The organism is Streptomyces sp. ATLC9 (assembly GCF_057196705.1).
In genome coordinates this window covers 1-15,180 of sequence record NZ_JBXUOY010000115.1, presented here as the reverse complement: position 1 = coordinate 15,180, position 15,180 = coordinate 1, and the positions used below count along the sequence as shown (strand labels likewise).

At 67.7% G+C, this 15,180-nt stretch carries 9 protein-coding genes; all 9 read right to left on the bottom strand.

All coding sequences use genetic code 11. From position 1 onward, the window contains the following. Nucleotides 1-95: 95 nt before the first annotated feature. The 9 genes from tuf to rplJ all read right to left on the bottom strand — a co-directional run bounded on the left by tuf (nucleotide 96) and on the right by rplJ (nucleotide 14,762). A complete protein-coding gene (gene tuf, locus AC2CJA_RS14125) occupies nucleotides 96-1,289 on the bottom strand; it encodes an elongation factor Tu (protein ID WP_206348921.1) in 1,194 nt (397 codons plus the stop codon). Nucleotides 1,290-1,515: 226 nt separating this feature from the next. Next, a complete protein-coding gene (gene fusA, locus AC2CJA_RS14120) occupies nucleotides 1,516-3,636 on the bottom strand; it encodes an elongation factor G (RefSeq protein ID WP_484603048.1) in 2,121 nt (706 codons plus the stop codon). 39 nt (nucleotides 3,637-3,675) lie between these two features. After that, on the bottom strand, nucleotides 3,676-4,146 hold the full coding sequence (gene rpsG / locus AC2CJA_RS14115; RefSeq protein WP_093660564.1) for a 30S ribosomal protein S7: 471 nt from the start codon (nucleotides 4,144-4,146) through the stop codon (nucleotides 3,676-3,678). Between the two features lie 2 nt (nucleotides 4,147-4,148). Continuing rightward, a complete protein-coding gene (rpsL, locus tag AC2CJA_RS14110) occupies nucleotides 4,149-4,520 on the bottom strand; it encodes a 30S ribosomal protein S12 (protein WP_003948652.1) in 372 nt (123 codons plus the stop codon). 388 nt (nucleotides 4,521-4,908) lie between these two features. Next, the gene (locus AC2CJA_RS14105; protein ID WP_484603049.1) at nucleotides 4,909-5,391 is read right to left on the bottom strand and encodes a DUF1707 and DUF4190 domain-containing protein; all 483 of its coding nucleotides are present in this window, start codon (nucleotides 5,389-5,391) and stop codon (nucleotides 4,909-4,911) included. 309 nt (nucleotides 5,392-5,700) lie between these two features. After that, nucleotides 5,701-9,624: a DNA-directed RNA polymerase subunit beta' gene (locus AC2CJA_RS14100; protein WP_484603047.1), complete on the bottom strand. Its 3,924-nt coding sequence runs from the start codon at nucleotides 9,622-9,624 to the stop codon at nucleotides 5,701-5,703. 142 nt (nucleotides 9,625-9,766) lie between these two features. Next, entirely contained in the window at nucleotides 9,767-13,252 is a 3,486-nt protein-coding gene (gene rpoB, locus AC2CJA_RS14095; protein ID WP_484603046.1) for a DNA-directed RNA polymerase subunit beta, read from the bottom strand. A gap of 479 nt (nucleotides 13,253-13,731) precedes the next feature. Next, on the bottom strand, nucleotides 13,732-14,118 hold the full coding sequence (rplL, locus tag AC2CJA_RS14090) for a 50S ribosomal protein L7/L12 (protein WP_484603045.1): 387 nt from the start codon (nucleotides 14,116-14,118) through the stop codon (nucleotides 13,732-13,734). A gap of 92 nt (nucleotides 14,119-14,210) precedes the next feature. After that, nucleotides 14,211-14,762 carry a 50S ribosomal protein L10 gene (gene rplJ, locus AC2CJA_RS14085; RefSeq protein WP_093660556.1) on the bottom strand — a complete coding sequence of 184 codons (552 nt, stop codon included), beginning with the start codon at nucleotides 14,760-14,762 and terminating at the stop codon, nucleotides 14,211-14,213. Between the last annotated feature and the right edge of the window lie 418 nt (nucleotides 14,763-15,180).

Genomic DNA, 15,180 nt, shown 5'->3' with positions numbered 1-15,180 from the left:
GGGGGGCGCCCGGGGGGGCGCCCGCGCCGGGCGCGTCTAGCGCGGGCCCCCCCCACCGGCCGGTAGGCCGGTTCTGCCTCAAGAGGCGGACCGGGTCACTTGACGATCTTGGTGACCTGGCCGGCGCCCACGGTCCGGCCACCCTCACGGATGGCGAACTTCAGGCCCTCCTCCATGGCGACCGGCTGGATGAGCTCGACCTTCATCTCGGTGTTGTCGCCCGGCATGACCATCTCGGTGCCCTCGGGGAGGGTCACCACGCCGGTCACGTCCGTGGTACGGAAGTAGAACTGCGGGCGGTAGTTGTTGAAGAACGGGGTGTGCCGGCCACCCTCGTCCTTCGACAGGATGTAGGCCTGGGCCTCGAACTCGGTGTGCGGGGTGACCGAACCCGGCTTGATGATGACCTGGCCGCGCTCGACGTCCTCGCGCTTGATGCCGCGGAGGAGCAGACCGACGTTCTCACCGGCCTGGCCCTCGTCGAGCAGCTTGCGGAACATCTCGATACCGGTGACGGTGGTCGAGGTCTTCTCGGTCTTGATGCCGATGATGTCGACGTTCTCGTTGACCTTCAGAACACCGCGCTCGATACGGCCGGTGACGACCGTACCGCGACCGGTGATCGTGAAGACGTCCTCGATCGGCATCAGGAACGGCTTCTCGACGTCACGCTCGGGCTCGGGGATGGACTCGTCCACGGCCTTCATCAGCTCGAGGACGGAGTCGGCCCACTTCTGGTCGCCCTCGAGCGCCTTCAGCGCCGAGACGCGGACGACCGGAACCTCGTCACCCGGGAACTCGTACTCGGAGAGCAGCTCGCGGACCTCGAGCTCGACGAGCTCCATGATCTCCTCGTCGTCCACCATGTCGGCCTTGTTCAGGGCGACGACGATGTACGGGACGCCGACCTGGCGGGCCAGGAGCACGTGCTCCTTGGTCTGCGGCATCGGGCCGTCGGTGGCGGCGACCACGAGGATGGCGCCGTCCATCTGGGCAGCACCGGTGATCATGTTCTTGATGTAGTCCGCGTGACCCGGGCAGTCGACGTGGGCGTAGTGACGGGACTCCGTCTGGTACTCGACGTGCGCGATGGAGATGGTGATACCGCGCTGGCGCTCCTCGGGAGCCTTGTCGATGTTCTCGAACGCCGAGGCCTCGTTCACGTCCGGGTAGGCGTCGTGCAGCACCTTGGTGATCGCCGCGGTAAGAGTGGTCTTACCGTGGTCGATGTGACCGATGGTGCCGATGTTGACGTGCGGCTTAGTCCGCTCGAACTTCGCCTTCGCCACTGGGGTCCTCCTGTGGACTGGTGCTGTACTCCCCCGCGCTCTGCGGAGGGGTTCAGGTGGTCGTGCCGAACCGGTCAGGACCCCTGGGGGACGACCTTGACCGTTTCGAATCTGGGTGGGCGGGCTGCCGGGGCCCCTCACCGGACGGTGTGCGCCCGGTGAGGGGAGACCCCGAAGGCCTTGTTGTGCTCCAGCCTAATGGGTGGATAGCGCCACGAAACGTGCGCTACTCGCCCTTGGCCTTCGCGATGATCTCCTCGGCGACGTTCCGGGGAACCTCGGCGTAGGAGTCGAACTGCATCGAGTAGCTCGCGCGACCGGAGGTCTTGCTGCGCAGGTCACCGACGTAACCGAACATCTCCGACAGCGGAACCAGGCCCTTGACGACCTTGGCGCCGGCGCGGTCCTCCATGGCCTGGATCTGGCCGCGGCGGGAGTTGATGTCGCCGATCACATCGCCCATGTAGTCCTCGGGCGTGGTGACCTCGACGGCCATCATCGGCTCCAGCAGGGCCGGGCTGGCCTTGCGGGCGGCCTCCTTGAAGACCATGGAGCCGGCGATCTTGAACGCCATCTCGGAGGAGTCGACGTCGTGGTAGGCGCCGTCCAGCAGCGTCACCCGCACACCGGTGAGCGGGTAGCCCGCCAGCACGCCGAACTCCATGGCCTCCTGGCAGCCGGCGTCCACCGAGGGGATGTACTCCTTGGGGATGCGGCCACCGGTGACCTTGTTGACGAACTCGTAGCCGTCGCCCTCGAGAGGCTCGACCGCGATCTGCACCTTCGCGAACTGGCCGGAACCACCAGTCTGCTTCTTGTGCGTGTAGTCGACCTTCTCGACGGCCTTGCGGAGGGTCTCGCGGTAGGCCACCTGCGGCTTACCGACGTTGGCCTCGACCTTGAACTCGCGCTTCATCCGGTCGACCAGCACCTCAAGGTGCAGCTCGCCCATGCCCGCGATGATGGTCTGCCCGGTCTCCTCGTTCGTCTTGACCTGGAAGGACGGGTCCTCCTCGGCCAGACGCTGGATGGCGACACCCAGCTTCTCCTGGTCGCCCTTGGACTTCGGCTCGATGGCGACCTCGATCACCGGGGCCGGGAAGTCCATGGACTCCAGGATGACCGGAGTCGACGCGTCGCAGAGGGTCTCACCGGTGGTGGTCTGCTTCAGACCCATGACGGCGACGATGTCGCCGGCACCCACGCTCTGGATCTCCTCACGCTTGTTCGCGTGCATCCGGTAGATCTTGCCGATGCGCTCCTTCTTGCCCTTCACGGAGTTCAGCACCTGAGTGCCGGACTCCAGGCGGCCCGAGTAGACCCGGATGAAGGTGAGCTTGCCGAGGTGCGGGTCGCTCGCGATCTTGAAGGCGAGCGCGGACAGCGGCTCGTCCTCGGACGGCTTGCGCCGGATGATCTCGTCGGCGTCGGACGGGGACTGCCCCTCGATCGCCTCGATGTCCAGCGGCGACGGCAGGTAGCGCACGACCGCGTCGAGCAGGGGCTGAACGCCCTTGTTCTTGAAGGCGGTACCGGTGAACACCGGGGTGACGGTGGTGCCCTCGCCCTTGCCGGACTCGATGGTGATACGGCGGATCGCCGAGTACAGCTGCTCCTCGGAGGGCTCCTCGCCCTCCAGGTACAGCTCCATCAGCTCCTCGTCGTTCTCGGCGACGGCCTCGAGCAGCTTGCCGCGCCACTCCTGGGCCTGCTCCGCCAGCTCGGCCGGGATGTCGACGACGTCGTACATCTCGCCCTTGGCCGCCTCGGCCGACCAGACCAGGGCCTTCATGCGGACCAGGTCCACGACGCCCTGGAAGTCGGACTCGGCGCCGATCGGGATCTGCATGACCAGCGGCTGCGCGCCCAGGCGGCTCACGATCATGTCGACGCAGCGGAAGAAGTCCGCGCCGGTGCGGTCGAGCTTGTTGACGAAGCAGATGCGCGGAACGCCGTAGCGGTCGGCCTGGCGCCACACCGTCTCGGACTGGGGTTCGACACCGGCCACCCCGTCGAACACCGTCACCGCACCGTCGAGCACGCGCAACGAGCGCTCCACCTCGACGGTGAAGTCGACGTGGCCCGGGGTGTCGATGATGTTGATGGTGTGGTCGACGTTCTCGAGCGGCCAGTGGCAGGTCGTCGCGGCCGACGTGATGGTGATGCCGCGCTCCTGCTCCTGCTCCATCCAGTCCATGGTGGCAGCGCCGTCGTGGACCTCACCGATCTTGTAGCTCACACCGGTGTAGAACAGGATCCGCTCGGTGGTGGTCGTCTTGCCCGCGTCGATGTGGGCCATGATCCCGATGTTGCGGACCTTGGCCAGGTCAAGTGAAGTGGTAGCCATAAGGCTCAGTCTTCTCTCGGTTCTCGATGGGGGAAGCGACTACCAGCGGTAGTGCGCGAAGGCCTTGTTGGACTCGGCCATCTTGTGGGTGTCCTCGCGCTTCTTCACGGCGGCGCCGAGCCCGTTGGAGGCGTCGAGCAGCTCGTTCATCAGGCGCTCGGTCATCGTCTTCTCACGGCGCGCGCGGGCGTAGCCCACGATCCAACGCAGCGCGAGAGTGGAGGAACGGCCGGGGCGGACCTCGACCGGGACCTGGTAGGTGGCGCCACCGACGCGGCGGGAGCGGACCTCGAGGGTCGGCTTCACGTTCTCGAGCGCGCGCTTGAGCGTGATGACCGGGTCGTTGCCGGTCTTCTCACGCAGGCCCTCCATGGCGCCGTACACGATGCGCTCGGCGGTGGAGCGCTTGCCGTGCAGCAGCACCTTGTTGATGAGGGAGGTCACCAGAGGAGAGCCGTAGACCGGGTCGATGATGACCGGTCGCTTCGGGGCGGGGCCCTTACGAGGCATGCTTACTTCTCCTTCTTGGCGCCGTAGCGGCTGCGAGCCTGCTTGCGGTTCTTGACGCCCTGGGTGTCGAGGGAGCCGCGGATGATCTTGTAGCGAACACCCGGCAGGTCCTTCACACGGCCACCGCGCACGAGCACGATGGAGTGCTCCTGCAGGTTGTGGCCCTCACCCGGAATGTAAGCGGTGACCTCGATGCCGCTGGTCAGACGCACACGCGCGACCTTACGCAGGGCCGAGTTCGGCTTCTTGGGGGTGGTGGTGAACACGCGCGTGCAGACGCCGCGGCGCTGGGGCGAGCCCTCGAGTGCCGGCGTCTTGTTCTTCTCGACCTTGTCCTGTCGGCCCTTGCGGACCAACTGCTGGATCGTAGGCACCGTTTCTCCGGTTTCTGTGTGCCAGTCTCGGTACAACTAACCCGGGCCACTCGCCGACCCACGCGGTCGGGTGTGTCGAAGGCTGCACACTCCCGCGAGGCGGGGCCCAGTGGGTGAGAAGCATGCAGATTTCGGTGTCCCCGCCTCACATCCCGCAGCGTATTGGCGCACACGAGAGCGCAGGGGATACCCCAGGCACAAGGTCAGAGCGTACCTACCGCATCGGCTCCGGTCAAAACAAATGCCCATGCCACCGTAGTGGGCGCGAACCGGGAGCGGAAGAGCGCCCGAAGGCCCGCGCGGCCCGCGCGGAACCGCTTTCCGCGGCCTCTTCCCCCGGTCTTGCCCGCGGCCTTTTCCGGCAGGCGGGCAGGCCTGCCGGAGCTGATCAGGGCGATCCGGCCGCGAACACCGCGATCGCCACCAGCGCGAGCGCGACGAGCCCCATCGTCAGCCAGCCCAGGACCAGGCCGGCCATGGCCATCCCGTCGCCCTTCTCCCCGGTGCGGCGGATCTCGGCGCGCGCCTTGTGTCCCAGGATCACGGCGGGGATGGCGGTGACCCCGTAGAACGGGGTGAGGACCCCGCAGATCAGGGCTCCGACAGCGGAGTTGTTCGTCTGGGGCGGGGGCGGCAGGAAGGTGCGCGGGACCGCCGGCTGGTACGGCTGCGCGTACTGGGGCGCGGGGGCGGGCACCGCCATTGGGCCCTGCGGCAGATCGGCGATGAGCGCGTGCAACTCCCCGTACGTCTGCGCCTGGTGGGCGCGGCCCATCCGCTGCTCGTACTCGGCGTGGCTCAGCCGCCCCTCGGCGTATCCGGCCTTGAGCACGTCGACGGTGCGCTCCCGGTCCGAGTGGGACGCGCGCATCATCGGCAGCTGCGAGGCCTGGTGCGCGGCCTGCGAGGGATGCGGCGGATTCGATGGATACGGAAGATGACGCCCCGCCTGCCCGGGCGGTCCGCCGTACTTGCCCTGCTGACCCGGCTGTCCCCATGGCTGGTACGACACCGGCTCCACCTCCCCACGTTCGGGCTGCCCCCATCATCCATGACGTTCGCACACCCCGGGGAGTTCCGGGCGCCAGGGACACACCGCGTGACGGCGGGAACGCCGCGCGGGGCGGCCCCTCCGGAGAGGGACCGCCCCGCGGGCGTGTCCGGCGGTCGTACGGCCTGCTCAGCCGTTGTACGGGCCGTAGTCGTAGTCCTCCAGCGGGACCGCCTGGCCGGAGCCGGTGCCGAAGGGCGAGTAGTCGATGTCGTCGTAGCCGACGGCCGAGTACATCGCGGCCTTCGCCTCCTCGGTCGGTTCGACCCGGATGTTGCGGTAGCGGGACAGACCCGTACCGGCCGGGATGAGCTTACCGATGATGACGTTCTCCTTGAGGCCGATCAGGGAGTCCGACTTGGCGTTGATCGCCGCGTCGGTCAGGACCCTGGTCGTCTCCTGGAAGGACGCCGCCGACAGCCAGGACTCCGTGGCCAGCGAGGCCTTGGTGATGCCCATCAGCTGCGGACGGCCGGAGGCCGGCTGGCCGCCCTCCGCCACCACACGGCGGTTCTCGCCCTCGAACTTCGAGCGCTCCACCAGCTCGCCCGGCAGCAGCTCGGCGTCGCCGGACTCGATGATCGTCACCCGGCGCAGCATCTGCCGGATGATGATCTCGATGTGCTTGTCGTGGATCGACACACCCTGCGAGTTGTAGACCTTCTGGACCTCGCCCACCAGGTGCACCTGCACCGCGCGCTGGCCGAGGATACGCAGCACGTCGTGCGGGTTGGTGGCGCCGACCGTCAGCGGCTGGCCGACGTCGACGTGGTCGCCCTCGGAGACCAGCAGGCGGGCGCGCTTGGAGACGCCGTAGGAGGTCTCGTCGGAGCCGTCGTCGGGGGTGACGACGATCTTCTTGGTCTTCTCCGTCTCCTCGATCCGCACACGGCCGGCGGCCTCGGAGATCGGGGCGACACCCTTGGGGGTGCGGGCCTCGAAGAGCTCGACGACACGCGGCAGACCCTGGGTGATGTCGTCACCGGCCACACCACCGGTGTGGAAGGTGCGCATCGTCAGCTGGGTGCCGGGCTCACCGATGGACTGGGCGGCGATGATGCCGACGGCCTCGCCGATGTCCACCAGCTTGCCGGTCGCCAGCGAGCGGCCGTAGCACATGGCGCAGGTGCCGACGGCGGATTCGCAGGTGAGGACCGAGCGGGTCTTGACCGTCTCCACGCCGTGCCGCACCAGCTCGTCGATGAGCACGTCGCCCAGGTCGGTGCCGGCCGGGGCCAGCACCTTGCCGTCGACGGTGACGTCCTCGGCGAGGCAGCGCGCGTACACGCTGGTCTCGGCGTCCTCCGCCTTGCGCAGGACGCCGTCCGCGCCCTTGGAGGCGATCACGAGCTTCAGGCCTCGGTCGGTGCCGCAGTCCTCCTCGCGGATGATCACGTCCTGCGAGACGTCCACCAGACGACGGGTCAGGTAACCGGAGTCGGCGGTGCGCAGCGCGGTGTCCGCCAGACCCTTGCGGGCGCCGTGCGTGGAGATGAAGTACTCCAGCACGGACAGACCCTCGCGGAACGACGCCTTGATCGGCCGCGGGATGGTCTCGTTCTTGGCGTTGGACACCAGACCGCGCATACCGGCGATCTGGCGCATCTGCATCATGTTTCCGCGAGCGCCCGAGTCGACCATCATGAAGATCGGGTTGGTCTTCGGGAAGTTCTCCGACATGGCCTCGGCGACCTCGTTGGTCGCACGGGTCCAGATGCCGATGAGCTCGTTGGAACGCTCGTCCTTGGTGATCAGACCGCGCTCGTACTGCTTCTGGACCTTCTCGTCCTGGGCCTCGTAGTTCGCGAGGATCTCCTTCTTGGCCTCGGGGACCACGACGTCGGAGATCGCGATGGTGACGCCGGAGCGGGTCGCCCAGTGGAAACCGGCCGACTTCAGGTTGTCCAGCGCCGCGGCGACGACGACCTTGGGGTAGCGCTCGGCGAGGTCGTTGACGATCCCCGACAGCTGCTTCTTGCCCACGGTGTAGTCGACGAACGGGTAGTCCTCGGGCAGCAGCTCGTTGAAGAGCGCGCGGCCCAGGGTGGTGCGCAGCCGGAACGGGTCGCCGGACTGCCACTCCCCCGAGGCGAAGCCTCCATCGGACGCGGCGCCCTCCTCGGCGGCCGGCGGGGTCCAGCCGCGGGGCGGGACCGAGCCGACGGGGAAGCGGATGTCGATCGTCGCCTGGAGCGACAGCTCCCGGGCGTCGAACGCCATGATCGCCTCGGCCACCGAGTTGAACGACCGGCCCTCGCCCTTGACCTCGCCCTCCGCCTGGTCGGTGGTGAGGAAGAACAGGCCCAGCACCATGTCCTGGGTCGGCATGGTCACGGGACGGCCGTCGGCCGGCTTGAGGATGTTGTTCGAGGACAGCATCAGGATGCGGGCCTCGGCCTGCGCCTCCGCGGACAGCGGCAGGTGCACGGCCATCTGGTCGCCGTCGAAGTCCGCGTTGAACGCGGTGCACACCAGCGGGTGGATCTGGATGGCCTTGCCCTCGACCAGCTGCGGCTCGAAGGCCTGGATGCCCAGACGGTGCAGGGTCGGCGCGCGGTTGAGCAGCACCGGGTGCTCGGCGATGACCTCTTCGAGCACGTCGTACACGACCGTGCGGCCGCGCTCGACCATGCGCTTGGCCGACTTGATGTTCTGCGCGTGGTTGAGGTCCACCAGGCGCTTCATCACGAACGGCTTGAACAGCTCCAGCGCCATGGCCTTGGGCAGACCGCACTGGTGCAGCCTGAGCTGCGGACCGACGACGATCACCGAACGCGCCGAGTAGTCGACGCGCTTGCCCAGCAGGTTCTGGCGGAAGCGACCCTGCTTGCCCTTGAGCATGTCGGACAGCGACTTCAGCGGGCGGTTGCCGGGGCCCGTGACCGGGCGGCCGCGGCGGCCGTTGTCGAAGAGCGCGTCGACGGCCTCCTGGAGCATGCGCTTCTCGTTGTTCACGATGATCTCGGGCGCGCCGAGGTCGAGAAGCCGCTTCAGGCGGTTGTTGCGGTTGATGACGCGGCGGTACAGGTCGTTCAGGTCGCTGGTCGCGAAGCGGCCGCCGTCGAGCTGCACCATCGGACGCAGGTCCGGCGGGATGACCGGCACGCAGTCCAGCACCATGCCCTTGGGGCTGTTGCGGGTCTGCAGGAAGGCGGAGACGACCTTGAGGCGCTTGAGCGCACGGGTCTTCTTCTGGCCCTTGCCGGTCCGGATGATCTCGCGGAGCCTCTCGGCCTCCTCCTCCAGGTCGAAGGTCTCCAGCCGCTTCTGCAGCGCGGCGGCGCCCATCGAGCCGTCGAAGTAGGTCCCGAAGCGGTCGCGCAGCTCGCGGTAGAGCAGCTCGTCGCCCTCCAGGTCCTGGACCTTGAGGTTCTTGAAGCGGTTCCAGACCTCGTCCAGACGGTCGATCTCGCGCTGGGCGCGGTCGCGGATCTGCTTCATCTCGCGCTCGGCGCCCTCGCGCACCTTGCGGCGGACGTCGGCCTTGGCGCCCTCGGCCTCCAGCTCCGCGAGGTCGGCCTCCTGCTTCTTGGCCCGGGCCTCCAGGTCGGCGTCGCGGCGCTGCTCGATCTGCTGGCGCTCCACGGAGACGTGGGCCTCCAGGGAGGGCAGGTCGCGCGTGCGGCGCTCCTCGTCCACCCACGTGATCATGTAGGCGGCGAAGTAGATGACCTTCTCCAGGTCCTTCGGGGCGAGGTCGAGCAGGTAGCCCAGACGGGAGGGCACGCCCTTGAAGTACCAGATGTGGGTGACGGGGGCGGCGAGCTCGATGTGGCCCATCCGCTCACGGCGCACCTTGGCGCGGGTCACCTCGACGCCGCAGCGCTCGCAGATGATGCCCTTGAACCGGACGCGCTTGTACTTGCCGCAGTAGCACTCCCAGTCCCGGGTCGGACCGAAGATCTTCTCGCAGAAGAGCCCGTCCTTTTCCGGCTTGAGGGTGCGGTAGTTGATGGTCTCCGGCTTCTTGACCTCGCCGTGGGACCACTGACGGATGTCGTCAGCGGTGGCCAGGCCGATTCGCAGCTCGTCGAAGAAGTTGACGTCGAGCACTCTCGTCAATCCCTCTCAGGGTTTGTGCCCCTCGCGTCGGTGGGACCGAGGAGCTCTGTGGTGGTCTGAACGGGGGTCGCGGGGAGGCCGGGGGCCGCACCCGCCGCCTCGGGCGGGAGGGTGCGGCGCCCCGGCCGGCCCGTCAGACCTCTTCGACGCTGCTCGGCTCGCGCCGGGACAGGTCGATGCCGAGCTCTTCCGCGGCGCGGAAGACGTCCTCGTCGGTGTCGCGCATCTCGATGGACATGCCGTCGCTGGACAGCACCTCCACGTTGAGGCACAGGGACTGCATCTCCTTGATGAGCACCTTGAAGGACTCGGGGATGCCGGGCTCGGGGATGTTCTCGCCCTTGACGATGGCCTCGTAGACCTTAACGCGGCCGGTGACGTCGTCGGACTTGATGGTCAGCAGCTCCTGGAGGGCGTACGCGGCGCCGTATGCCTCCAGCGCCCACACCTCCATCTCACCGAAGCGCTGGCCACCGAACTGAGCCTTACCGCCCAGCGGCTGCTGGGTGATCATGGAGTACGGACCGGTCGAGCGGGCGTGCAGCTTGTCGTCGACCAGGTGGTGCAGCTTGAGGATGTACATGTAGCCGACCGAGATCGGGTCCGGGAACGGCTCGCCGGAGCGGCCGTCGAAGAGCCGGGCCTTGCCGGAGGGCAGGACCATCCGCTCGCCGTCGCGGTTGGGCAGGGTCGCCGTGAACAGACCGGCGATCTCGTCCTCGCGGGCACCGTCGAACACCGGGGTGGCGACGTTGGTGCCGGGTTCGACGTCGTCGGCACTGATCGAGGCCAGCCGCTTCTGCCACTCCTCCTCGATCCCCTCGACCTTCCAGCCCTGGGAGGCGAGCCAGCCCAGGTGGATCTCCAGGACCTGGCCCGGGTTCATCCGGGACGGGACGCCCAGCGGGTTGAGGATGACGTCGACCGGGGTGCCGTCCTCCATGAACGGCATGTCCTCGATCGGCAGGATCTTGGAGATGACGCCCTTGTTGCCGTGGCGGCCGGCGAGCTTGTCACCGTCGGTGATCTTGCGCTTCTGGGCCACGTAGACGCGGACGAGCTGGTTCACGCCCGGAGGCAGCTCGTCGCCCTCCTCGCGGTCGAAGACGCGGACGCCGATGACCTTGCCGGTCTCGCCGTGCGGCACCTTCAGCGAGGTGTCGCGGACCTCGCGCGCCTTCTCACCGAAGATCGCGCGCAGCAGCCGCTCCTCCGGGGTCAGCTCGGTCTCGCCCTTCGGCGTGACCTTGCCGACCAGAATGTCGCCCGCCTCGACCTCGGCGCCGATACGGATGATGCCGCGCTCGTCGAGGTCGGCCAGGACCTCCTCGGAGACGTTCGGGATGTCCCGGGTGATCTCCTCGGGACCCAGCTTGGTGTCGCGGGCGTCGACCTCGTGCTCCTCGATGTGGATCGAGGAGAGGACGTCGTCCTGGACGAGGCGCTGCGACAGGATGATCGCGTCCTCGTAGTTGTGGCCCTCCCACGGCATGAACGCCACGAGCAGGTTCTTGCCGAGCGCCATCTCGCCCTGCTCGGTCGAGGGACCGTCGGCGAGGACCTGTCCGGTCACCACGCGGTCGCCCTCGTCCACGACGACCTTCTGGTTGAAGGAGGTGCCCTGGTTGGAGCGGAAGAACTTGGCCACCCGGTAGGTGGTGTAGGTGCCGTCGTCGTTGGCCACGGTGACGTAGTCGGCGGAGACCTCCTGGACCACGCCGTCCTTCTCGGCCTTGATCACGTCACCGGCGTCGACCGCACAGCGGTACTCCATGCCGGTGCCGACCAGCGGGGCCTCGGCCCGGAGCAGCGGGACGGCCTGACGCATCATGTTCGCGCCCATGAGCGCGCGGTTGGCGTCGTCGTGCTCCAGGAACGGGATCATGGCGGTCGCGACCGACACCATCTGACGCGGCGAGACGTCCATGTAGTCGACCTCGTCACCGGGGATGAGGTCGACCTCGCCGCCGCGGCGGCGGACCAGGACGCGGTCCTCGGTGAACCGCATGTCCTCGCCCAGCGGCGCGTTGGCCTGGGCGATGACGTAGCGGTCCTCCTCGTCGGCGGTCAGGTAATGCACCTCGTCGGTGACCACGCCCTCGACGACCTTGCGGTACGGCGTCTCGATGAAGCCGAACGCGTTGACCCTGCCGTAGGAGGCCAGCGAGCCGATCAGACCGATGTTCGGACCCTCGGGGGTCTCGATCGGGCACATGCGGCCGTAGTGCGAGGGGTGCACGTCACGGACCTCGAAGCCGGCCCGCTCACGGGAGAGACCGCCCGGGCCGAGGGCGTTGAGACGACGTTTGTGCGTCAGTCCCGACAGCGGGTTGGTCTGGTCCATGAACTGGGACAGCTGGCTGGTGCCGAAGAACTCCTTGATGGAGGCGACGACCGGCCGGATGTTGATCAGGGTCTGCGGCGTGATCGCCTCGACGTCCTGGGTGGTCATGCGCTCGCGCACGACGCGCTCCATCCGGGCGAGACCCGTACGGACCTGGTTCTGGATCAGTTCGCCGACACTGCGGATGCGACGGTTGCCGAAGTGGTCGATGTCGTCGGTCTCGACGATGATCGAGCGGCCGGACCCGCCGACCGTCTCGGTCTCCCCGGCGTGCAGCTTGACCAGGTACTTGATCGTGGCGATGACGTCGTCGACGGTCAGCACGCCGGCGTCCAGCGGCTGGTCGCCGCCGAGCTTCCGGTTGATCTTGTACCGGCCGACCTTGGCCAGGTCGTAGCGCTTGGGATTGAAGTAGAGGTTCTCCAGCAGCGTCTGCGCGGCCTCACGCGTCGGCGGCTCGCCCGGACGCAGCTTGCGGTAGATGTCGAGCAGCGCGTCGTCCTGGCCCTGGGTGTGGTCCTTCTCCAGGGTGGCGCGCATGGACTCGTACTGGCCGAACTCCTCCAGGATCTGCTCGGTGGTCCAGCCGAGCGCCTTGAGCAGAACGGTGACGGACTGCTTGCGCTTGCGGTCGATGCGGACACCGACCATGTCGCGCTTGTCGATCTCCATCTCCAGCCAGGCGCCGCGAGACGGGATGATCTTGGCGGAGAAGATGTCCTTGTCGGACGTCTTGTCGATGTTGCTGTCGAAGTAGACGCCCGGCGAGCGCACCAGCTGGGAGACCACGACACGCTCGGTGCCGTTGATGACGAAGGTGCCCTTGTTGGTCATGAGCGGGAAGTCGCCCATGAAGACCGTCTGGGACTTGATCTCGCCGGTCTCGTTGTTGGTGAACTCGGCGGTGACGAACAGGGGCGCGGCGTAGGTGAAGTCGCGCTCCTTGCACTCGTCGATCGAGTTCTTCGGCGGCTCGAAGCGGTGATCGCGGAAGGTGAGCGACATCGACCCGGAGAAGTCCTCGATCGGGGAGATCTCCTCGAAGATCTCCTCCAGACCGGACTTGGTGGGGACATCCTCACCGCGCTCCAGCGCCGCCTCGACACGAGCCTTCCAGGCGTCGTTGCCGAGCAGCCAGTCGAAGCTCTCGGTCTGCAGCGCAAGGAGGTTCGGAACCCCGAGGGGCTCCTTGATCTTCGCAAAGGAGATACGCAGCGGGGCGGTGCTGGCGCCGTTGTTCGAATGGGCGGTCGAGGCGTTGCGCGAGGCGGCCAAGAGGGGGTCCTTCCGAGGGCTCGGACTCACTACGCGCATACCGTGCCCCTGGTGACGGGCAGGGGGCAGTTAACAGGCAGCGCAAAGGGTCAGTGTAGCCACAAGGCCCACTGATGTCCAGTGCGGTATCCGGAGACCGGCACGCGGTACCAATCTCTCCCTCCGGAGGGGCGAGCCCCTCGTCAGTTGTTCAACGCCTGCCGCAAGGTTTCCCACTTCGCCCGCGATCCATGCCTCGGATTGTGGATCGGTGTGACGACGCGTCCTGAGAATTGCGCGCTACGTACGGTTCGTCAAGGCCCCACCCTCTCCGCAACCACAGGGAGCGTACGGCCGGACAGCGTTGATCACCATACCCGCAGGCCCTCGCCAGGCGATACGGCCATCACGGAAACGACCGAAGGCGACCACCCGCATGGGTGGTCGCCTTCGGAAGGAGAGGAGTCAGCAGACTCCCGGAGTGACCAGAGTCACTCGGTTCACTTGACCTCGACGGAGGCGCCGGCGCCCTTGAGGGACTCGGCGGCCTTGTCGGCGGCCTCCTTGTTGACCTTCTCCAGGACCGGCTTCGGGGCGCCGTCGACCAGGTCCTTGGCCTCCTTCAGGCCGAGGGAGGTCAGCTCGCGCACGACCTTGATGACCTGGATCTTCTTGTCGCCGGCGCCGGTGAGGATGACGTCGAACTCGTCCTTCTCCTCCGGAGCCTCGGCGGCCGGGCCACCCTGGGCGGGGCCGGCGGCGACGGCGACCGGGGCGGCGGCCTCGACGTCGAACTTCTCCTCGAAGGCCTTCACGAACTCGGAGAGCTCGATGAGGGTCATCTCGCTGAACTGCTCGAGCAGCTCGTCCTGGCTGAGCTTCGCCATGGTGGCGGTCCTTCCACTAAGTCGGCTGGTGCCGGGTTGTTCATGTCGGCGGGCGTACGGGGCCCGCTGCGACCGAGTGCGCCTGGAGTGGGTTACTCGGCCTCGGCGGGAGCCGGCGTGCCGGCACCGCCCTGCTCCTGCTTGGCGCGAAGGGCGTCCGCGGTGCGGACGAACTTCGACAGCGGGGCCTGGAAGGTCGCCGCGGCCTTGGCCATGGACGCCTTCATGCCACCGGCCAGCTTGGCGAGCAGCACCTCACGGGACTCGAGGTCCGCGAGCTTCTTGATCTCGTCGGCGCTGAGCGCCTTGCCCTCGAGGACACCGCCCTTGATGACGAGCTGGGGGTTGTCCTTGGCGAAGTCACGCAGGCTCTTCGCCGCCTCGACCGGGTCACCGGTCACGAAGGCGACGGCGGTGGAGCCGACGAAGAACTCGTCGAGCTCGGTGACCCCGGCCTCGTTGGCCGCGATCTTGGTAAGCGTGTTCTTCGCCACACGGTACTGAGCGTTCTCACCGAGAGAACGGCGCAGGTCCTTGAGCTGAGCGACGCTGAGACCGGTGTACGCGGTCACAACGGCGGCGTTGGAGTTCTGGAACTTCTCCCTGATCTCCTCGACAGCTGCGACCTTGTCGGGACTCGCCATGAGCCTCGGCCCTCCTTTCCGGGTGATGCGATCCTCGACCGTGCCTTTCGGCAGGTCATGACGCCGGACCGCCCACGTCGGGCGCACGAGGAAGGGATTTTGCACAAAACGAAACGCCCCGGCGCAGACGCACGGGGCGTGACTCGACCGGCGCACACGCCGGGAGTCCTCCAGTGTCACCTGCGCAGGTCGCCCGCTCCAAGCGGATCCTTCGGCCACCGGCCCCTGATCTGCGGAAGATCTGGGAGCACGGCAACGACCAGCGGTCTTTGGCTTCGGTGGAAGCGTACGCGAACGCCGTCACCACAGGCAAATCCGCGAAGGCTCCACCGCTTCCCGCACGCGCAAGGGGCCGGGGGGGGGGGGGCGGGGGGGGGGGGGGGGGGGGGGGGGCGGGGGGCGGGCGGCGCGGGGGGGC

Excerpts from the sequence above, each read along its gene's own strand:
- fusA (WP_484603048.1), bottom strand. The coding sequence starts at position 3,636 with ATGGCTACCACTTCACTTGACCTGGCCAAGGTCCGCAACATCGGGATC.
- rpsG (WP_093660564.1), bottom strand. The coding sequence starts at position 4,146 with ATGCCTCGTAAGGGCCCCGCCCCGAAGCGACCGGTCATCATCGACCCG.
- AC2CJA_RS14105 (WP_484603049.1), bottom strand. The coding sequence starts at position 5,391 with ATGCGCGCGTCCCACTCGGACCGGGAGCGCACCGTCGACGTGCTCAAG.
- rplL (WP_484603045.1), bottom strand. The coding sequence starts at position 14,118 with ATGGCGAAGCTCAGCCAGGACGAGCTGCTCGAGCAGTTCAGCGAGATG.
- rplJ (WP_093660556.1), bottom strand. The coding sequence starts at position 14,762 with ATGGCGAGTCCCGACAAGGTCGCAGCTGTCGAGGAGATCAGGGAGAAG.